Raw genomic sequence first — 19,568 nt, forward strand, 5'->3', positions numbered from 1 at the left:
GGACCCTGGCCGACGGCTGGGCCTACGCCCGACTCTATGAGTCGACCCGCCAACGCAACGACGCCCTACCCGGCTGGCTGCACTTCTACAATCACCACCGCGCTCACTCCGCCATCGGCGGCCAGCCACCAGTCACCAGGCTGACCAACCTCCCTGGACATCACACCTAGACCGCCACCCGCCCGCGGGCCCGGCCGCGCCGCACGATGATCGCCGGGAGTGGAGTGCAGAGCGCAGCGGGGTGCGTCCGGCGCTCCACTCCCGGCGATCATGGTCCGGCGGGGCGGTGTGCGGGAGCCGGGGCGCGGCCGTAGGTCAGCCGGCGCAGCAGCACCTCGGCCGGGCCGCGGTGGCCTCGGCGCCCGGCGACCACGGCGACGACGACGGTCACCAGCCACACCCCGGCCCCGCACAGCGTCGCCGCCCACAGAGGCAGGCCCGCGCCGAGCCCGAGCGTCCAGGCCGGGAACAGGGCCACGAACGCCACCGACTGCGCCAGGTACCCGCTCAGCGAGCGCCGCCCCAGCGCGACCAGCGCGCGGGCCGCCTACCCGCCCGGCACCGGTCCTGCGTCGCCCGGGGACCGGTACACGGCCCCCGGACCGTCCGGCGCCGCTCCGGCGGACCGTGTCCGTCGCGCGACGACCAGCCCGGCCAGCGCCGCGTACCCGGCGCCCGCGGCGTAGCCGGTCACCGCGTGCAGCACCCCGACCACGAGCGCGACCGGCTCCGACGGCGTCCACGCCCCCGCGGCGACCAGCCCCAGCGGCAGGCCGCCCACGACCCCGGCCCCGATCCCCAGGACGGCGACCCGGCGCAGCGCGCGACGGTGCCGGGCCGGGTCGTCGAGCCAGCCGGCCCGGGCGACGAGGACCCCCGCGACCGCGGCCCCCGCCAGCCCGACCGCGCTGATCAGCAGGTTGCCGAACAGCCACTCGCCGAAGCGCTCCACCGCCGCGGACACCACGTCCGGTGCGACCAGCGACGGCGACGCCGACGCCGCGTCGGACCGGGTCAGCGCGACGGGGGCGTAGAGCACCGCCAGCAGCGTCGTCGCGGCCACCCCGGTGAGCACCAGCACCGCGGTCGACCCCCGGACCAGCACCGGCGCGAGCACCACGGCGATCAGCCCGTAGGCGGCGACGAAGTCCCCGTGCCACAGCAGCACCGCGTGCGCGGCGCCGACGGCGAACAGCGCCCCACCCCGGCGCCGGACCAGGGCCAGCACCTGGTCGGGCCCGGCACCGGCGCGGGCCGCGCGGCGGGCGAGCCCGGCGATGCCGTAGCCGAACAGCAGCGCGAACAGCGGGTAGGCCCGGCCGTCGACCAGGGTCAGCTGCGCCGCGGCGAGCCAGGCGTCGACGCCGGACGGGTCGAGCGGATAGGTGCGCACCCCGATGCCCCGGTGGGTGACGAAGGTGTGCGCGTTCGCGACGGCGATCAGCAGCAGCGCCGCGCCGCGGGCCAGATCCGGCGCCGGTGCACGACCGGTCACCGGGACGTCACGCATCGCCCGCACGCTACCGGCGGTGTGGTTCGTGCCACGCATGGCGGTGGGTGTGCTCCCCGTCGCGGTACGCAGGCGCGATCAGGGCTAGGGTCCGGGGCGTGTCTGCTACCCCCGTTACCGTTACCGTTACCGTCACCGGAGCCGCTGGCCAGATCGGTTACGCGCTGCTCTTCCGGATCGCCTCCGGGCAGCTGCTGGGGTCCGACACCCCGGTCACGCTGAACCTGCTGGAGATCCCGCAGGCCGTGAAGGCCGCCGAGGGCACCGCGATGGAGCTCGACGACTGCGCCTTCCCGCTGCTGCGCGGCATCAACATCTTCGACGACGCGAACGCCGCGTTCTCCGGCACCAACGTCGCGCTGCTCGTCGGTGCCCGTCCCCGCAGCAAGGGCATGGAGCGCGGCGACCTGCTCGAGGCCAACGGCGGCATCTTCGGCCCGCAGGGCAAGGCGATCAACGCCGGTGCCGCGGACGACGTGCGCGTCCTGGTCGTCGGCAACCCGGCCAACACCAACGCCCTGATCGCCCAGGCCGCGGCGCCGGACGTCCCGGCCGAGCGGTTCACCGCGATGACCCGCCTCGACCACAACCGCGCGCTGGCGCAGCTGTCGAAGAAGCTCGGCGTCGGCCTCGACGAGATCAGCAAGCTGACCATCTGGGGCAACCACTCGGCCACCCAGTACCCCGACCTCTTCCACGCCGAGGTCGGCGGCAAGATCGCCGCCGAGCAGGTCGAGCGGGAGTGGCTGGAGAACGACTTCATCCCGACCGTCGCCAAGCGCGGCGCCGCGATCATCGAGGCCCGGGGCGCGTCCTCGGCCGCGTCGGCCGCGAACGCCGCCATCGACCACGTGTACGACTGGGTCAACGGCACCCCGGCCGGCGACTGGACCTCCGCCGCGATCCCGTCGGACGGCTCCTACGGCGTCCCCGAGGGCATCATCTCCTCGTTCCCGGTCACCTCCGAGAACGGCGCATGGAAGATCGTCCAGGGCCTGGAGATCGACGAGTTCTCCCGCGGGAAGATCGACGCGAGCGTCGCGGAGCTGGTCGAGGAGCGCGACACCGTCGCCAAGCTCGGCCTCATCTGAGCCGACCGCACACGGACCGCGGCCCCGCACCCGTCACGGGTGCGGGGCCGCGGTGCGTCCGGAGCTGTCTCCGCCGGCCGTCCGCCGGCCCGGCGTCGGCCACCCGGCGCGCCGGTGATCGTCGATCCGCGCGGTGATCCGCGCCGCGCGCGCGTCCGGACACGCGCGCCGAGCGGACCACCGCGCGAGCTGCGGATCACTGCGCGGGAGCGGGCGACTGCCCGGGCCGGGTCAGCCCAGGCGGGCGCCGGTGCCGCCGTCGAACAGGTGGGTGCGGTCCGGGCCGGGGACCAGACGCAGGCGGGTCCCGCGCTCCGGCGGGGTGCGGGCGTCGACCCGGGCCACCAGCGTCGTCCCGGCGCCGTCGTGTCCCGCGGCCTCGGTGAGGGTGCCGTAGACGTAGGCGTCGGCCCCCAGCTCCTCGACGACGTCGACGGTCACCTCCAGCCCGTCCCCGGCCCCGGCCGGGCGCAGGTCCTCCGGCCGGATGCCGACCGTGACCGTGTCCGACGACCCGCCGGGCACCGGGATCCGCACCCCGCCCAGGGACACCGACCCGTCGGTGCCGGTCGGTACCGTCACCAGGTTCATCGCCGGTGACCCCACGAACCCGGCGACGAAGGCGTTCACCGGGCGCTCGTACAGCTCGCGCGGGGCGGCGCACTGCTGCAGCACCCCGCCCGACAGCACCGCGACGCGGTCGCCCATCGTCATCGCCTCCACCTGGTCGTGGGTGACGTAGACGGTGGTGACACCCAGTCGCCGCTGCAGCGAGGCGATCTGGGTCCGGGTGGACACCCGCAGCTTCGCGTCCAGGTTGGACAGCGGCTCGTCCATGCAGAACACGGCGGGCTCGCGCACGATCGCGCGGCCCATCGCGACCCGCTGACGCTGCCCGCCCGACAGGGCACGCGGCTTGCGGTCCAGGAGTCCCTCCAGGTCGAGGATCTTCGCCGCCTCGGCGACGCGGCGGGCGATCTCGTCGCGCGGCCGGCCTGCGTTGGTCAGCGCGAAGCCCATGTTCGCGGCGACCGTCATGTGCGGGTAGAGCGCGTAGTTCTGGAACACCATCGCGATGTCGCGGTCCTTGGGCCGGACGTCGGTGACGTCGCGGTCGCCGATCCGGATGGCGCCGGCGTCGACGTCCTCCAGGCCCGCGAGCATCCGCAGCGACGTCGACTTCCCGCAGCCGGACGGCCCGACGAGCACGAGGAACTCGCCGTCGGCGATCTCCAGGTCCAGTCCGTCGACGGCGGGGGTGTCCGACCCGGGGTAGATCCGCGTCGCCGAGTCGTAGGTGACCGTTGCCATGTCAGCGTCCCGCCGTCAGATGTTGGGCTTCACGTCGGTGTCGAAGATCCGGGTCAGCGTGCCCTTGAGGGTGGTGAGCTCGCTCTGCACGTCGGCCCGCTGGTTGAGGATGTTGGCACAGGTCCGCGCGATCTCCTGGTCGGCACCCGGGAAGAACGCGCGCGCCCGGTCCTGGGTGCGGGTCCGGTCGAGCTGGTCGATCGCGACCTTGCGCAGCGGGGTCTGGGCGAGCAGCGGCCCGGTGTTCGCCGAGGTGCGGATCGGCAGGTAGCCGGTGGCCTGGGAGAACAGCACCGTGTTCTCCGGGCTGGTCAGGAACTTCGCGAAGGCCGCCGCGGCGAGCTGACGCTCCGGCGGGATCGCGGCCGGGATGCCGATGCCCGCGCCACCCGTCGGACACACCGGGCCGGGGACCGGGCCCGCGGGCAGGAACCCGGCGCCCACGTCGAACTGCGCGGCGTCGAGCACGGTGACCAGCGAACCGGTCGAGCCGACCGTCGCCGACACCGCCCCGGCACCCAGGTCGGTGGTGCCGTCGGTCGCGGCGACGCCCGCCCAGCCCGAGGTCACCGCGTTCTGCAGGGCCGAGATCGCCCGGACGGCCTCGGGGGAGTCACAGGTGACGTCCCACTCGTTCGACCACGCACCGCCCTCGCCCCAGAGGTTGTTCTGGAACGACCAGCCGGCGTAGTCGGCTAGGGCGGGGAGCTGGTACGCCTTCTGCGCGCCGGTGCCCGCGGCCTGCAGCCTCGGCCCCCACTCGGCCATCTCGGCCCAGGTCGCGGGCGCGCGGTCGGGCAGGCCGGCCTTCTGCCAGTGCGCCTTGTTGTAGTAGAAGATCGGCGTCGAACGCGCCCAGGGCAGTGCCCAGAGCTTGCCGTCGTAGCGGTAGTCCTCGATCAGCTGCTGCCGGTAGTCGGCGGTGTCGATGCCGGTCGCGGCGATCAGCGGGTCCATCGGCACGATGGAGCGCTGCATGTAGTAGCGGAACCACCAGACGTCGGAGAGCACGACGAGGTCGGGCAGCTGGGAGCCGCCGCCGGCCTGCGCGGTCTGGAAGCGCTGGGCGATCTCCTCGTAGTTCGCGCCCGCGGTCACGAGGTTGACCTTCGTGCCCGGGTTGGCCCGCTGGTAGGCGTCGATGATCTGGCGGGACACCTTCTCCGAGCTGCCCGGGTTGTTCGTCCACCAGGTGATCTCCTTCGCCGGCTGCACACCGGAGTAGTCGACCTCCGGGGCGTCGGCGGGCCCGCCGCCACTGGTGGAGGGGCCACCGCAGGCGGCCAGTGCCGCGGCGGCGCCGGTGATGCCGGCGAACTTCAGGAATCCGCGACGGTCGAGGTGCATGGCAGCTGGCGTCCTTTCGGGGGAGGGGAGGAGGAGCGGGGGGACGGTCTCAGTCCTTGACCGCACCCTGGGTCAGCCCGGCGATGATGTGGCGCTGGAGGGCGATGAAGACGATCAGGACCGGCACGATCACCGCGACCGACCCGGCCATGAGCTGGCCGTAGGCCGCGGCCCGGTTGTCCACGTTGGCCAGCAGGGTGAGCCCGACGGGCAGCGTCATCATCTCCGGCCTGGAGATGATGACCAGCGGCCAGAGGTAGTCGTTCCACTCGTAGACGATCGTGATCAGTGCGACGGTGGCGACGGTCGGTGCGGACACCGGCAGGACGACCCGGGTGAGCCGGCGCCAGTGCCCGGCCCCGTCGAGCTCCGCGGCCTCCAGCAGGCTCGGTGGCAGCGTGCGGAAGTGCTGGCGCAGCAGGAACGTGCCGAACGCGGTCCCGAGACCGGGCAGGATGATGCCCCAGTACGTGTCCGCGCCGCCGAGCGCGGTGATGAGCGTGTAGTTCGGCAGCAGGGCCACCTGCGGCGGCACCATCAGCGTCACCAGCAGCCCGGCGAAGATCCAGTTCTTGAACGGGAACCGGACGAACACCAGCCCGTAGGCGGTGAACACGGCCAGCGCCACCTTGAGCACGGCACCGACCACGGTGACCAGCACCGAGTTCAGGAACACCCGGCCGAACGGCAGGCGCTCGGCGACGGTGGCGTAGTTCTCCGTCGTCGGCGCGGCCGGCAGCAGCGCCGGGGTCTGGGTGATGATCTCGGTCAGCGGCTTGAACGACGACAGCGTCATCCACAGCAGCGGGAACAGCACGACGAGCACGGCCACCAGCAGCGGCACGTAGGCGCTGGTCACGACCTCGAACAGGGCCCGCGGCGACAGGGCGCGCGAAGACCGGGGCTTCACGGCGGTGGTGGTCATGCGTAGTGCACCCGCCGCTCCATCCACCGCAGCTGGACCAGCGTGAAGACCACCAGCACCACGAACAGGACCGTCGACACCGCCGCCGAGTAACCGGCCCGGTTGCTGGCCCCGAACGCCTGCAGGTAGGCCTCGTAGATCAGCGTCGTCGTCCCCTGGCCGAGCGGGGTCATGATCCGGATCAGGTCGAAGGCCTGCAGGGAGTTCAGCGCGCTGGTGACGACCAGGAAGAACGTCACCGGCGAGAGCAGGGGCAGCACCACCCGGAAGAACGTCCGCGTCGACGAGGCCCCGTCCAGTGCGGCGGCCTCCAGCAGGTCCTTCGGGATCGGCTGCAGGCCCGCCAGGTAGATCACGGCGGCGTAGCCCATGTTCTTCCAGACGTAGACGATGCAGATCATCGCCAGCGACATCGACGGGTCGTTGAAGAAGTCCGGCGCGGTCCCGCCGAAGGCCCGGACCACCGCGCCGAGCACCCCGATCGACGGGTCGAACACGAACAGCCACACCAGCCCGACCCCGACCCCGGACAGGACGTACGGGGAGAACACCGCGGCCCGCGCGACACCGGTGCCCGGCACCCGCCGGTTGAGCGCCAGCGCGATCAGCAGGCCCAGCACCATGGACCCGCCGACGGTCACGACGGTGAACACCAGCGTCGTCCAGAGGATCCCCGCCGACGACGGCGAGGTCAGGAACGTGACGTAGTTGCCCAGCCCCACGAACGTCGCCGACGGCGACCCGAGGGTCCAGTTCAGCAACGAGTACCGGACGTTCTCGATCACCGGCCGGTAGGCGAAGACGACGATCAGCGCCGCGTTGGGCAGCACCAGGGCGAGGAACACCCAGAAGTCGTGCCGGTCCCGGGCGGTGAAGCGCCGCCGTCGCCGTGACGGGGGGTGCGGGTTCGTACCCGGCGCCGTCGACGCCGGGGCGGACCGGGTGGGAGTGGACGTCACGTGACCTCACGTCTGTCGCAGGGCGAACGCGGGGCCGCACCGTCGGCGACCTCGCAGACCCTCGCAGTCTCGTGTGGCCCGGCCGTGTCACGTGTCCGGCGAACAGGTGAACGGCAGTACTCGTACGGGTGACGCGACAGGGGCTCGCTACTCCGCCACGCGGCAGATGGCGAAGGCCTCGGCCGGAACGGTGAACGAGGAGCCGTCACTGGTCGTCGGCTCGGAGGCGAGCAGGATGCGGGTGATCTCCGATCCGAGCGACAGCGTCACCGGCTCCGGCCCGAGGTTGACCACCACCCGCATCCGCCCGCGGACGACGACGAGGGTGCGCGCCTGCTCGTGGACGTCGACGCCGATCCGGTCCAGCCACGGGTCGGACAGCTCCGGCCAGGCCCGGCGCAGTGCGATGAGCTCGCGGTGCATCCGCAGCAGGGTCGCGTGCGGCTCCTGCTCGGGCTCGGACCAGTCCAGCCGGGAGTCGATGAAGGTCGACTCGGCGTTCGGGTCGGGCACCTCGGCGGCGTCGTCCCAGCCGTGGTCGGCGAACTCGGCGCGCCGGCCGTCGCGGACGGCCTTCTGCAGGGCCGGGTCGCCGAAGCGGGAGAAGAACTGCCACGGCGTCCGCGCGCCCCACTCCTCGCCCATGAACAGCATCGGGGTGAACCCGGAGGTGAACAGCAGCGCCGCCCCGCAGGCCAGCAGGCCGGGCGACAGCGTGTGGGTGAGCCGGTCGCCGGTGGCGCGGTTGCCGATCTGGTCGTGGTTCTGCAGGTAGGTGACCAGCCGCGAGCCGGGGATCCGGGCGGTGTCGATCGGGGCGCCGTGGCTGCGCCTGCGGAACGACGACCAGGTGCCCTCGTGCAGGAACCCGCGGGTGAGCACGTGTGCGAGCCCGTCCAGGCCCGCTTCGGCGAAGTCGCCGTAGTAGCCCTGGCTCTCGCCGGTGAGCACCGTGTGCAGGCAGTGGTGGACGTCGTCGGCCCACTGGGCGTCGAGGCCGTACCCGCCGCCCTCCCGGGCGGTGATCATCCGGGGGTCGTTCAGGTCGGACTCGGCGATCAGCGACAGCGGGCGGCCGACGTGCGCCTCCAGCGCGGTCACCTCGACGGCGAGCTGCTCCAGCACGTGCTGGGCCCGGGTGTCGCGCAGCGCGTGTACGGCGTCGATCCGCAGCCCGTCGACGTGGAAGTCGCGCAGCCACATCAGCGCGTTCTCGATCATGTAGCGGCGGACCTCGTCGGAGCCCGCCCCGTCGAGGTTCAGCGACGGGCCCCAGATGTTGGAGCCGGCGAAGTACGGGCCGAACCGGTCCAGGTAGGCCCCGGACGGGCCGAGGTGGTTGTAGACGACGTCGAGGACCACGCCCAGACCGCGGGCGTGGCAGGCGTCGACGAAGCGTTTGAACGCGTCCGGCCCGCCGTAGTTCTCGGTGACGGCGTACCAGCCGACGCCGTCGTAGCCCCAGTTCACCGGCCCGTCGACGGCGTTGACCGGCAGCACCTCGACCAGGTCGATCCCGAGCGAGACCAGGTGGTCGAGCCGGTCGATCGCGGAGTCGAACGTCCCGCCGTCGGTGAAGGTGCCGATGTGGCACTCGTAGAGCACCGACCCGGCCAGCGCGCGGCCCGTCCAGTTCTCGTCGGTCCACCAGAACGCGTCGTGCTCGTAGACGCGGGAGCGCTCGTGCACCCCCTTCGGCTGCCAGGCGGACCGGGGGTCGGGCAGCGGTGTGGCGTCGTCGTCGAGCAGGAACGCGTAGTCGGTCCCGTGCCCGTGGTCGGGCGCCTCGACGCGCCACCAGCCTCCCGGGGCGGGATCGAGCGGGATGCGCCGCTCACCCACCAGCACGCTGACGCGGTTCCTGTCGGGGGCCCATACGGCGAACTCCGTCACGGGGGCCGATCCTTCCGCACCCGGTGGGGTCGGCGCGCGCCCGGCGGGGGGTGGTCCGGGTCACGCGCCGCTAGGCTGCCCTGATGAGCGACCCCGACGGAGGCGACGACCTCGACCAGGACGCGCAGCTCCAGCCCGAGGACACCCTGGAGTACGGCGGCGTGGCCGACGTGCTCGACGAGGGGTACTCGCCGCCCGAGCGGCCCTGGAACGACCGTGACGACGAGACCCTCGACGAGCGCCTCGCCGACGAGGAGCCCGACACCTGGGCCGCCGAGATCGACGCGACCGCCGACGCGGAGGACCGCGACGACGCCCGCGCCGCCGGTGTGGTCGGCGACCCGGACTCCCGCGAGGACTTCTCCGACGTCGACGACGCCACCGGTGGGCTGCTCGGCGACGCCCCGGGCACCGACGGCGAGCTGCTCGCCGACGACGAGGTCGGCGACCGCCGCGCCGGGCGCCTCACCATCGACGCCGCGAGCTTCGACGGCAGCGACGGTGGGGAGAAGGACCTGGTGGCGGGCGACGCCGGCATCGACGGTGCGGGCGCCTCGGCCGAGGAGGCCGCGGTGCACCTCGTCGACGAGCCCTGAGTCCCGGACACACGCGTGCCCCGGTCGCCGACGGCGGCCGGGGCACGGTGGCCGCGGGTCAGGCCGGGCGGACCAGCAGCGCGACCGGGTAGCGCGAGAGCAGGTCGGCCAGCGCGGGCGCCGGTCCGTCCACCGGCCGGTTCGCGATCATGTCGTGCCAGTCGTCGAACCCGCCGGGCAGCGGCAGCCGGGTGTCGTCCCAGCCGCCGCGGGCGGCCAGGCCCTCGGGCAGCCGGGTCGCGACGGCGACGAGCGCGCCCCCGCCACGGGAGAACGCGACGGCGTGCTCCGCCGCCGTGCCCTGGGCGTCGACCCGGCCGTACCCGCTGAACAGCTCCGGGCGGAACCGCCGCAGCCGCGCCGTCGCCGAGGTGACCAGCAGCTTCGCGGCACCGGTCGCGTCGACCGGTGGCTGCTCGCCGGCGTCGAGACGCTCCAGGAGCGCCCGGCGGGCGTCCCAGTCGACCGGGCGCCGGTTGTCCGGGTCGACCAGCGAGTACTCGAACAGCTCGGTGCCCTGGTAGACGTCGGGCACACCCGGGCCGGCCATCTGCAGCAGCTTCTGGGCCAGCGAGTTCGACCAGCCGGGCTCGGCGATCTCCGCGACGAACGCCTCGATCTCGGCGACGAGCTCGGCGTCGGCGAGAACCTGCTCCGGCCAGGCCGCGATCGCCTCGTCGACCTCGGCGACGGCGTCGATGTGCGAGGTCACCAGCTTGGCCTCCTTGGAGGCCTTGCCGAGGTAGCCGGCGAGCCGCTCGGCCGGGATCGGCCACGCCCCGACCAGCGACTGCCAGGCCAACAGCTCCAGCGACCGGTCGGGCAGCGGGTGGCGCACCGACCACTCACGGACCCGCGCCGCCCAGTCCGCCGGGCGCTCGGACAGCACGGCCAGCCGGGCCCGCACGTCCTCCGACCGCTTGGTGTCGTGCGTGGACAGCGAGGTCATGGTGCGCGAGCGTCCCGCTTCGCGGCGGGCGAGCCCGGCGTGGAACTCCTCGGGTGTCACCCCGAACCGCGCCGGGTCGCCGCCGACCTCGTTCAGCGCGACGAACCGGTTGTACCGGTAGAAGGCGGTGTCCTCGACACCCTTGGCTGTGACCATCCCCGAGGTCTGCTGCAGCCGGGTCGCGTACTCCGACCCCGGCTCGTGGACCAGCCCGGCGTGCAGCGCACCCAGCACCGCGGCCAGGTCGGGACGACGGGTGCGGGCCACCGTGACCGCGGTGTCGGCGGCCGCCCGGCCCTCGGCGATCTCGGGGGTGAGGTAGGAGCGGTACACCGGGAACCCGCACAGCAGCTCGGCGACCGCGTCGTGCAGGTCCTCGGCGGCGACGTCGGCGAGGTCGAGCCCGGTGGTGCCGGAGTCGGCGCCGGGGCCCGCGCGGAAGGCGTCGGCGATCCGGCGCACCTCCGCGACCAGGATCTCCCGCACGACGAGGTGGCGGCCGTCGTCCTCGACGGCGTGCGCGGAGCGCTTCTCCCCGGTGTGCTCGGCGGCGAACTGGGTGAGCAGCCCGGCGCCGTCGGGGTCGACGAGCACCCCGCAGACCTCGCGCAGCGCCTCGTAGCCGGTGGTGCCGTCGACCGGCCAGGAGATCGGCAGCTCCTCGCCGACGCCCAGGATCTTCTCCACCAGCAGCCATTTGCCGGGGCCGAGCTCGGCGCGCAGCCGGCGGGCGTAGCCGCCCGGGTCGGACAGGCCGTCGGGGTGGTCCACCCGCAGCCCGACGACGGTGTCGTCGGAGCGCACGATGTCGAGGACGGTGCGGTGGGTGTCGGCGAAGACCTCCGGGTCCTCGACCCGGACCGCGGCGAGGTCGCTGACGTCGAAGAACCGCCGGTAGGTCAGCTCCGCGGCGCCGCGGCGCCAGGACACGAGCCGGTAGTGCTGGCGGTCGTGCACCTCCTGCGGGGTGCCCTCGCCGGTGCCGGGCGCGAGCGGGAAGCGGTGCTCGTAGTAGCGCAGCTCCCCGTCGAGGACCGACAGCTCCGCCAGGGCCTTCTCCTCGTCGGCGTCCAGCACAGGGAGCAGGATCGGCCCGGCGCCCCAGTCGACGTCGAAGTGCCGGGCCCAGCGCGAGGACGGTCCGTGCGTGAGCACGTCCCACCACCACGGGTTCTCGGCGGGCTTCGCGACGCCGACGTGGTTGGGCACGATGTCGATCAGCATCGTCAGGCCGTGTTCGCGCAGCGTCGCGAGCAGTGACCGCAGCCCCTGCTCGCCGCCGCGCTCACCCGACACCCGGGTCGGGTCGGTCACGTCGTAGCCGTGGGTGGACCCGGCCGTGGACTCCAGCAGGGGTGAGGCGTAGAGCGCCCCGACCCCCAGCCGGTCCAGGTAGCCGGTCAGCGCGGCGGCGTCGGCGAAGGTCTGCTCCGCCGAGAGCTGCAGCCGGTAGGTCGATCCCGGAAGGCGGGTCACGCCTCAGCCCTTCGATCGCAGGACGAGCAGGGAACGGGCGGGCAGGGTCAGCACCGAGCCCGCGGACACCGGGTCGAGGTCGGTCCCCGTGACGCCGTTGGCGTTCGGCGGGTGCACCTCGCCCGAGTGGGTGTCGACGACGATCTCCCACGCCTGCCCGAACTCGGTGGGCGGGAGCGTGGTGTCGATGTCCTCCCAGAAGGAGTTGAAGCACAGCAGGAACGAGTCGTCGACGATCCGCTGGCCGCGCTGGTCGACGTCGGCGATCTGGCTGCCGTTGAGGAACACGACCACCGAGCGGCCCAGGTCGTTGTCCCAGTCCTCCTCGGTCATCTCCCGCCCGGCGGGGGTGAACCAGCCGATGTCGGCGACGTCCTCGCTGGTGGAGGACCGGCCGATCGGGCGGCCGGCGAAGAACCGACGCCGGCGGAACACCGGGTGGGCGTGCCGCAGCGCGGCGACGCCGGCGGTGAAGGTGGTCAGCTCGTCGTGCTTGCCCGCGAGCTCCCAGTCCTGCCAGGCGATCTCGTTGTCCTGGCAGTAGACGTTGTTGTTGCCGCCCTGGGTGCGTCCGGCCTCGTCGCCGTGCAGCAGCATCGGGGTGCCCTGGGACAGCAGCAGCGTCGCCAGGAAGTTGCGCTGCTGGCGGGCCCGCAGCTCGACGATGGTCTCGTCGTCGGTGGGACCCTCGACGCCGCAGTTCCAGGACCGGTTGTGGCTCTCGCCGTCGTTGCCGCCCTCGCCGTTGGCCTCGTTGTGCTTCTCGTTGTACGAGACGAGGTCGGCCAGGGTGAACCCGTCGTGCGCGGTCACGAAGTTGATCGAGGCGAACGGGCGGCGGCCGTCGGCCTGGTAGAGGTCCGAGCTGCCGGTGATCCGGGACGCGAACTCGCCCAGGGTGCCCGCCTCACCGCGCCAGAAGTCGCGCACGGTGTCGCGGTACTTGCCGTTCCACTCGGTCCACAGCGGGGGGAAGTTGCCGACCTGGTAGCCGCCGGGGCCGACGTCCCACGGCTCGGCGATCAGCTTGACCTGCGAGATCACCGGGTCCTGCTGGACGAGGTCGAAGAAGGTCGACAGCCGGTCGACGTCGTAGAACTCGCGGGCCAGGGTGGAGGCCAGGTCGAAGCGGAAGCCGTCGACGTGCATCTCGGTCACCCAGTACCGCAGCGAGTCCATGATCAGCTGCAGGGTGTGCGGGTTGCGGACGTTGAGGGAGTTCCCGGTGCCCGTGTAGTCCATGTAGTAGCGGGGGTCGTCGTCGACCAGCCGGTAGTAGGCGTGGTTGTCGATGCCGCGCATGGACAGCGTCGGGCCCATGTCCGAGCCCTCGGCGGTGTGGTTGTAGACCACGTCGAGGATGACCTCGATGCCGGCGTCGTGCAGGTCGCGCACCATCGCCTTGAACTCCGCGACCTGGGCGCCGGACCGGATCGAGCCCGACGAGTACGCGTGGTGCGGGGCCAGGAAGCCGATGGTGTTGTAGCCCCAGTAGTTCGACAGGCCCTTCTCGGTGAGGTGGTGGTCCTGCACGAACTCGTGCACCGGCATGAGCTCGACGGCGGTGATCCCGAGCCGCTTGTAGTGCTCGATCATCGCCGGGTGCGCCACACCGGAGTAGGTGCCGCGCAGCTCCTCCTCGACGTCCGGGTGCTGGATCGTCAGTCCCTTGACGTGCGCCTCGTAGACGACGGTCTCGTTGTAGGGGATCTTCGGCGGGCGGTCCGAGCCCCAGTCGAAGAACGGGTTGACGACGACCGACTTCGGCACGTGCGGCGCGGAGTCGGTGTCGTTGCGCGAGTCCGGGTCGCCGAAGTTGTAGCCGAACACGGCCTCGTCCCAGTCGACCGGGCCGTCGAGGGCCTTGGCGTAGGGGTCGATGACCAGCTTGTTCGGGTTGCACCGCAGACCCTGGGCCGGGTCGTAGGGACCGTGCACGCGGTAGCCGTAGCGCTGGCCGGGCTCGATGCCGGGCAGGTAGCCGTGCCAGACGAAGCCGTCGACCTCGGTCAGCGGGACCCGGGTCTCGGCGAGTCCGCCGGGCGCGCCCGGGTCGGGGGAGAACAGGCACAGCTCCACGGCGTCGGCGACCTCGGAGAACAGTGCGAAGTTGGTGCCGGTGCCGTCGTAGCTGGCACCCAGCGGATAGGCGTGCCCGGGCCAGGCCTGCATGGTCTGTGTCCTCTCGTCGCGTACCCCCGGCCGCAGGCCGCTGGCACGCTCACACTGTGTAGGGCGGGCTCCGTTGCCGCATGGTGGACGGGGCCGCCGGCGGCCCACGCCACATCACCGTCACGTCCGCAGCTGCTGCGGACGGGGGCGGTCGATCGTCCCAGGGGCGGTCAGGAGTCGGCGAGCCGGGCGGGGAAGCCGCCGGTGGCGATAGGGCTCCACCGGGTCGGGGTGATGCGGATCAGGGCCTTCCCCTGGTCGGCCATGGCCCGGCGGTACTCGTCCCAGTCCGGGTGCTCGCCGGAGACGGCGCGGAAGTAGTCGACCAGCGGCTCGAGCGCGTCGGGCAGCGTGATGAGCTCGGCGTCGCCCTCGACCTGCACCCAGGCGCCGTCGAACTCCTCGCTCAGCACGACGACCGTGGCCCTGCCGGCCTTCGCGACGTTGGCCGACTTGGCGCGCTCGGGGTAGGTGGAGATCACGATGCGCCCCTCGTCGTCGACGCCGCCGGTGACCGGGGAGGCCTGCACACCGCCGTCGGAACGGGTGGTCATCAGCACCATGTGGTGCCGGGGACGGACGAACTCGAGCAGCTCGTCCCGGTCGACGCGGTCACTGCGGGCGATGGTGCGGGGCATGTCCGGAATCCTAGGGCGGCCGGGGGCCCCGCGCCCGCCGTTCCTCACCCCGCGCCGCGGGCCACTAGGGTCCGGATCCGTGGCCACCGTCTTCACGAAGATCATCAGCGGCGAGATCCCGGGCCGGTTCGTCTGGGCCGACGAGCAGTGCGTGGGGTTCCTGTCGATCAACCCGCTCGGCCCGGGGCACACCCTCGTCGTGCCGCGCGCGGAGATCGACCAGTGGGTCGACGCCGACGCCGGCCTCGTCGCCCACCTCACCGGGGTGGCCCGGACCGTCGGGCTCGCGGTGCGGGAGATCTGGTCGCCGCCCCGGGTGGGTCTGCTGGTCGCCGGGTTCGAGGTGCCCCACCTGCACGTCCACGTGTTCCCGGCGTGGGACATGCGGGCCTTCGACTTCGCGAACGCGGCCGCCACCGTCGACGGCACCGAGCAGGACGGGCACGCCGAGGCCCTGCGCGCGGCGCTGCGGGCCGCCGGACACGACGCGCACGTCCCGGGCTGAGCGGGTGCACCTGCTGCTCGTCCGGCACGCGCTGCCCGAGGCCGTCGAGCACGACGACGGCACGCACGCCGACCCGGGCCTCGCGCCGCAGGGCCGGGAGCAGGCCGCCCGGCTGGTCGACGCGCTGGCCGGCACCCCGGTCGACGCGCTGTACACCAGCACGATGCTCCGGGCGGTCCAGACCGCGGAGCCGCTCGCGCGCGAGCGCGGCCTCACTCCGCACACCCGGTCCGACCTGCGCGAGTACGACGCGGAACGCTCGCTCTACGTCCCGGTCGCCCGGATGGCGCAGGCCGACCCGGCGGCATGGGCGCGGATGCGGGCCGGGCACCTGCCCGACCACGTCGACGGCGCCGCGTTCCGGGCCCGGGTGCGTGCCGGGGTCGAGGACGTCGTCGCGGCACACCCGGGCCGGGCGACGGTGGTCGTCGTCGCCCACGCGGGCGTGGTCAACGCCTACCTCGCCGAGGTCCTGGGGATCGGACGGGACCTGCCGTTCCCCCTGGACTACGTCGGCGTCTCACGGGTGGTGTGCGCACGCGACGGGATGCGCAAGGTCGCGACGGTGAACGAGACCGCCCACGTCGCGGACCTGCTCTGACTCCACCGCCGACCGTTGCGCAACGGTCGTCGACCGCTTGCCGTCGACCGTTTGCCGTGGACGGCGGTGCACGCGGTGGACCAGCGCCTCCGCTCGTACGCCGTTCGCCGCCGTCGTTGCGCCGCCCGGCTTCGGACGGGTGATCCAGGACGCCGAGCGGGCGGGCTGTACCTACGCTCGGCTGCGTCTCCGCCCGACGACGATGCCGAGGTCGTGGGGCCCCGTCCAGGGCGGGTGCCGGATCCCGGCACGGGCCACCCACGGACTCCGAAGGGACCTCACGCCGATGGCCGAGCGCGGAGGCTCCGGGACGCGGGACGACGAGCGTCGCGTCCATGCTCCCGCCGGCCCTGCCGTCGCGCGTGACGCCTTCTCGGTCCGCGACGTCCGCGGGGACGTCCGCGCGCTGCGCGTGCTCGGCCTCGGCGGTCGCGACGAGACGATCGGCCCACTCCGTTCGGGCAGGCATCGGTGACCGCGATCCGGGGTGAGGACGCCGAACGGCCCCGCTGGCCCTCGCGCGGGCTGCCGGCCCGGGTGCTCGCCGTGCTGGTGCCGGTGGAGCTCACCGCGGTGGTGCTCGTCGTGACCGACGTGGTGCGGCTGCCGTGGGACCGCGCCACCGGCATGCTGGCGCTGGGCGCCCTCGGTCTCGCCGCACTCGGCGCGCTGCACACCGAGATGGCATCCGGTATCGACCGGGTGCGCCGACGCGGAGCGCAGGTCACCTACTTCGACCTGTCGACGGTCTGGACCTTCGCGGCCGCGTTGCTGCTGCCGCCGGGGGTGGCGGGCCTGGTGGTCGTCGCGGTCTACGGCCACCTGTGGTGGCGGGTCTGGCGCCCGGCCGGGGCGAAGCTGTACCGGCACGTCTACACCACCGCGACCGTCGTGCTCGCCGCAATGGCCGCCTCGGTCATCGTCTCGTCCGACTCGCTCACCGCGGCGGCGGGGCTCGGCGGTGCGAGCCAGGTGGTCGGCTACCTGTCGCTGCTGCTGGCCATGGCGGTCTACGGGCTGGTCAACCAGGTCCTCGTCGCGACCGCTCTGGCCCTGACCTCGCCACATCGTCCCGACTGGCGACGTCTGATGGGGGACTGGGACGACCACGTGCTCGAGGGCGCGACGCTCTGCCTGGCGGTGCTGGCCGCGCTCGCGGTGCAGCGCCATGTGCTGCTCGCGCTGCTGGTCCTCCCGCCGCTGCTGGTGCTGCACCGGGCGGTGCTGATCCGGCAGCTGGAGGAGCGGGCGAACACCGACGCCAAGACCAACCTGCTCACCGCGGTCGCGTGGCGGGGCCGGGCGCACCGGGCGCTCACCCGGGCCCGGCGCCAGCGCGGTGCCAGCGCGGTGCCGTCGCGGTGCTGATCCTCGATCTGGACCATTTCAAGGCCGTCAACGACGGCTACGGCCACCTCGCCGGCGACGAGGTGCTCACCGCCGTCGCCGCGACGCTGAAGGCCCAGGTTCGCGAGGTCGACCCGGTCGGGCGCTTCGGCGGGGAGGAGTTCGTCGTCCTCCTCGCCGGGCTGCCGGTGGGGCCGGAGGGGTGCGCGCTCGCCCACGGCGCGGCCGAGCGCATCCGGCGGACCATCCGGTCGCTGACGGTGCACGTCGACGCCCCGGGCGGCGGCATCACCATCCGCGACCTGTCGGTGTCGGTCGGGGTCGCGGTGACCGGCGGCGACGGCGAGTCCCTCGACGACCTGCTGCAGGTCGCCGACCATGCCCTCTACGCCGCCAAGCGTGCCGGACGCGACCAGGTCCGGATCGGACGCGACGGGAGCGTCCCCGGCCACTGAGCCCCGGCGGTGGGGCCCCGGTGCCGCGGTGGCGGCAGGACGGGAGGGGTCAGGCGTGCTCGGGCTCGGCCGGGAAGGTGTGCCGCCCGATCCGCACGGCGTCGCGCCCGGCACGCTTGGCGGCGTAGAGGGCGGAGTCCGCGACCTCGAGCAGACCGGTCAGGGCGTGGCCGTCGTCGGGGAACAGCGCCCCGCCGATCGAGACGGTGATCCCGGTCCGGGACGGACGGCCGTCGGTCTCGGGGGCGTCCGGGGGCGGTGCGGGCAGCCGCTGGGCGGGGACCCCGTCCACCTGCGCCACCGGGTCGGACTCGCCCGCGATCCGCCTGCGCAGGCGCTCGGCGATCTGCCGGACCTCCTCGCGCCCGTCGTGCCCGGACAGCCGGGGGAGCAGCACGACGAACTCCTCCCCGCCGAACCGGCCGACGAGGTCGTGGTCGCGCAGCACCTCGCGCAGCACCCGGGCGGTGGCGGCGAGGACCTGGTCACCGTAGAGGTGGCCGTGGGTGTCGTTGATCTCCTTGAAGTGGTCCAGATCGAGGATCAGCAGCGCCGCCGGCCGCCGTTCGCGTTCGGCGATGGTCAGCTCGTGGGTGCCGCGCAGGTGCCAGGCCGCGTGGTTGAGCAGCCCGGTCTTGGAGTCGGTGTCGGCGCGTTCGCGCAGCTTGCGGACCAGGATCGTGCGGTGCAGCGCGAGGATGGGCGGCACCGCGAGCAGCGCGACGAACGGGCCGCTCGCAGCCAGCGCCCCCGCCGTGAGCGCCCCCAGGCAGAGGGTCGCGAGCTCCAGGGTGAGCTCGTCGCCGCCGAACAGGATCCGCACCACCCGGGTGTCCGGGCTGGCCACCGCGACCACACCGAGCACCAGGCAGGTGCTGACGACGGTGTAGGTCAGCAGCGCGAGCAGCAGCGCGACGACGTCGGGCAGGCTGCCGTAGAGCTCACCGGGCCGGGTCGCGGCGAGCACCCCGGCCGCGGCGTGCACGGAGAGGATCACCGTCGCGGTGCTGTAGACCTCGCGGTAGACCGGCCTGCGGTCCGGGGGCGGCACCGGCCGCAGCACCCGGACGTAGAGGTGGGTGTAGACGACCACCACCACGAACGCACCCAGGACCGGTGGCAGCAGCAGGGCCGAGGCGACGGTCCAGACCGAGGTCAGGTTCACGTGGTGGGTCTCGGCGGTGTAGCGCCGGACGCGCTCGATGCCGGCCACGACCTCGGTGTGCAGGATCCCGGCCACGGTCAGGGTGACGAGCAGCACCAGCGTCGGACGGTCGAGCCGGGGCGGGTGCAGCAGCCCGGCGAGGACCAGGCAGACCGCCAGCAGCTCCACGGCGAGGACCGGGCCGAGCAGCCGACCCGGGATGGACCAGATCGGCCAGCGGGTGACCTGGTGCAACCGGACCGGTTCCGGGGCCATGCGTCCCTCCCTCGGCCGGCGTCGTACCACCCGATCCTGCCCGTCCGCTGCGGCGAACGGGATGCCGCCGCGGCGTGATCCTAGCTGTGATGTCCAGGGAGGTTGTCCCGTCCGGGGGCGGTGAGTCTGGCTGACAGACGAAGGCCTCCGGTTGTGAAGTGGAGCTGTCTAGGAACCGCTTCACCCACCGGAGGCCTTCGTGTCCCACGCTAACGCCGCTCTGACCCCGCGCGCCCGGCTGCGGCTCGCTCAACTCGTCGTCGAGCACGGCTGGACCCACACCGCGGCCGCGACAATGTTCATGGTCTCCGCGCGGACCGCCAAGAAGTGGTCCGACCGCTACCGGGCCGAGGGGCCGGCGGGGATGGCCGAC

The 19,568-nt window shown here is 73.2% G+C and carries 18 protein-coding genes and 1 pseudogene; 9 read left to right on the forward strand and 10 right to left on the reverse strand.

The features are described 5' to 3' along the window. Positions 1 to 170, forward strand: a 170-nt coding sequence (locus FVA95_RS24055; protein WP_149662779.1) for an integrase core domain-containing protein, incomplete at its 5' end; no start/stop codon positions are given. Between the two features lie 98 nt (positions 171 to 268). On the opposite strand, the pseudogene FVA95_RS24065 reads toward FVA95_RS24055, so the two are convergent. Further along, positions 269 to 1,549: pseudogene (locus FVA95_RS24065) on the reverse strand (DUF418 domain-containing protein). Between the two features lie 59 nt (positions 1,550 to 1,608). Here FVA95_RS24065 and FVA95_RS24070 point away from each other — a divergent pair. Continuing rightward, a complete protein-coding gene (locus tag FVA95_RS24070; protein WP_149666180.1) occupies positions 1,609 to 2,601 on the forward strand; it encodes a malate dehydrogenase in 993 nt (330 codons plus the stop codon). A 231-nt stretch (positions 2,602 to 2,832) separates the two neighbouring features. Here FVA95_RS24070 and FVA95_RS24075 read toward each other — a convergent pair whose 3' ends face one another. The 5 genes from FVA95_RS24075 to treZ all read right to left on the reverse strand — a co-directional run bounded on the left by FVA95_RS24075 (position 2,833) and on the right by treZ (position 9,036). Continuing rightward, positions 2,833 to 3,912, reverse strand: a complete 1,080-nt coding sequence (locus tag FVA95_RS24075; RefSeq protein WP_149666181.1) for an ABC transporter ATP-binding protein — start codon at positions 3,910 to 3,912, stop codon at positions 2,833 to 2,835. Between the two features lie 15 nt (positions 3,913 to 3,927). Then, positions 3,928 to 5,259, reverse strand: a complete 1,332-nt coding sequence (locus FVA95_RS24080; protein ID WP_149666182.1) for an ABC transporter substrate-binding protein — start codon at positions 5,257 to 5,259, stop codon at positions 3,928 to 3,930. Between the two features lie 49 nt (positions 5,260 to 5,308). Beyond that, positions 5,309 to 6,184 carry a carbohydrate ABC transporter permease gene (locus tag FVA95_RS24085; RefSeq protein ID WP_149666183.1) on the reverse strand — a complete coding sequence of 292 codons (876 nt, stop codon included), beginning with the start codon at positions 6,182 to 6,184 and terminating at the stop codon, positions 5,309 to 5,311. After that, a complete protein-coding gene (locus FVA95_RS24090) occupies positions 6,181 to 7,143 on the reverse strand; it encodes a carbohydrate ABC transporter permease (protein ID WP_149666184.1) in 963 nt (320 codons plus the stop codon). The genes FVA95_RS24085 and FVA95_RS24090 overlap by 4 nt, the downstream gene beginning before the upstream one ends. Positions 7,144 to 7,290: 147 nt before the next feature. Beyond that, positions 7,291 to 9,036, reverse strand: a complete 1,746-nt coding sequence (treZ, locus tag FVA95_RS24095) for a malto-oligosyltrehalose trehalohydrolase (RefSeq protein WP_149666185.1) — start codon at positions 9,034 to 9,036, stop codon at positions 7,291 to 7,293. A gap of 83 nt (positions 9,037 to 9,119) precedes the next feature. On the opposite strand from treZ, the gene FVA95_RS24100 reads away from it, so the two are divergent. After that, on the forward strand, positions 9,120 to 9,632 hold the full coding sequence (locus FVA95_RS24100; RefSeq protein ID WP_149666186.1) for a DUF5709 domain-containing protein: 513 nt from the start codon (positions 9,120 to 9,122) through the stop codon (positions 9,630 to 9,632). A gap of 58 nt (positions 9,633 to 9,690) precedes the next feature. Here the strand turns inward: FVA95_RS24100 and treY are convergent, their stop codons facing one another. The 3 genes from treY to FVA95_RS24115 all read right to left on the reverse strand — a co-directional run bounded on the left by treY (position 9,691) and on the right by FVA95_RS24115 (position 14,867). Then, entirely contained in the window at positions 9,691 to 12,057 is a 2,367-nt protein-coding gene (gene treY, locus FVA95_RS24105; RefSeq protein WP_149666187.1) for a malto-oligosyltrehalose synthase, read from the reverse strand. A 3-nt stretch (positions 12,058 to 12,060) separates the two neighbouring features. Beyond that, the gene (gene glgX / locus FVA95_RS24110; protein WP_149666188.1) at positions 12,061 to 14,229 is read right to left on the reverse strand and encodes a glycogen debranching protein GlgX; all 2,169 of its coding nucleotides are present in this window, start codon (positions 14,227 to 14,229) and stop codon (positions 12,061 to 12,063) included. Between the two features lie 170 nt (positions 14,230 to 14,399). After that, positions 14,400 to 14,867, reverse strand: coding sequence for a PPOX class F420-dependent oxidoreductase (locus FVA95_RS24115; RefSeq protein WP_149666189.1), 468 nt, complete (start codon positions 14,865 to 14,867; stop codon positions 14,400 to 14,402). A gap of 79 nt (positions 14,868 to 14,946) precedes the next feature. Between FVA95_RS24115 and FVA95_RS24120 the strand changes: the two genes are divergently transcribed. The 5 genes from FVA95_RS24120 (at position 14,947) to FVA95_RS24135 (ending at position 17,775) form a co-directional block, all read left to right on the forward strand. Continuing rightward, complete coding sequence (locus tag FVA95_RS24120; RefSeq protein ID WP_149666190.1) at positions 14,947 to 15,372, forward strand: HIT family protein; 426 nt, start codon at positions 14,947 to 14,949, stop codon at positions 15,370 to 15,372. 4 nt (positions 15,373 to 15,376) lie between these two features. Beyond that, positions 15,377 to 15,973: a histidine phosphatase family protein gene (locus FVA95_RS24125; RefSeq protein ID WP_149666191.1), complete on the forward strand. Its 597-nt coding sequence runs from the start codon at positions 15,377 to 15,379 to the stop codon at positions 15,971 to 15,973. Between the two features lie 286 nt (positions 15,974 to 16,259). After that, positions 16,260 to 16,448, forward strand: a complete 189-nt coding sequence (locus FVA95_RS24130; protein WP_149666192.1) for a hypothetical protein — start codon at positions 16,260 to 16,262, stop codon at positions 16,446 to 16,448. Further along, positions 16,445 to 17,341, forward strand: coding sequence for a hypothetical protein (locus FVA95_RS30995; RefSeq protein ID WP_161992415.1), 897 nt, complete (start codon positions 16,445 to 16,447; stop codon positions 17,339 to 17,341). The genes FVA95_RS24130 and FVA95_RS30995 overlap by 4 nt, the downstream gene beginning before the upstream one ends. Beyond that, positions 17,335 to 17,775 carry a GGDEF domain-containing protein gene (locus FVA95_RS24135; protein ID WP_161992416.1) on the forward strand — a complete coding sequence of 147 codons (441 nt, stop codon included), beginning with the start codon at positions 17,335 to 17,337 and terminating at the stop codon, positions 17,773 to 17,775. Before FVA95_RS30995 ends, FVA95_RS24135 begins: the two co-directional genes overlap by 7 nt. Before the next feature lie 49 nt (positions 17,776 to 17,824). Here FVA95_RS24135 and FVA95_RS24140 read toward each other — a convergent pair whose 3' ends face one another. Then, on the reverse strand, positions 17,825 to 19,195 hold the full coding sequence (locus FVA95_RS24140) for a diguanylate cyclase (protein ID WP_149666193.1): 1,371 nt from the start codon (positions 19,193 to 19,195) through the stop codon (positions 17,825 to 17,827). A gap of 199 nt (positions 19,196 to 19,394) precedes the next feature. Here FVA95_RS24140 and FVA95_RS24145 point away from each other — a divergent pair. Next, the coding region (locus FVA95_RS24145) for a leucine zipper domain-containing protein (protein WP_149662471.1) at positions 19,395 to 19,568 on the forward strand (174 nt) is incomplete at its 3' end.

The sequence above is a fragment of the Pseudonocardia sp. EV170527-09 genome (genome assembly GCF_008369905.1).
Taxonomy (GTDB): domain Bacteria; phylum Actinomycetota; class Actinomycetes; order Mycobacteriales; family Pseudonocardiaceae; genus Pseudonocardia.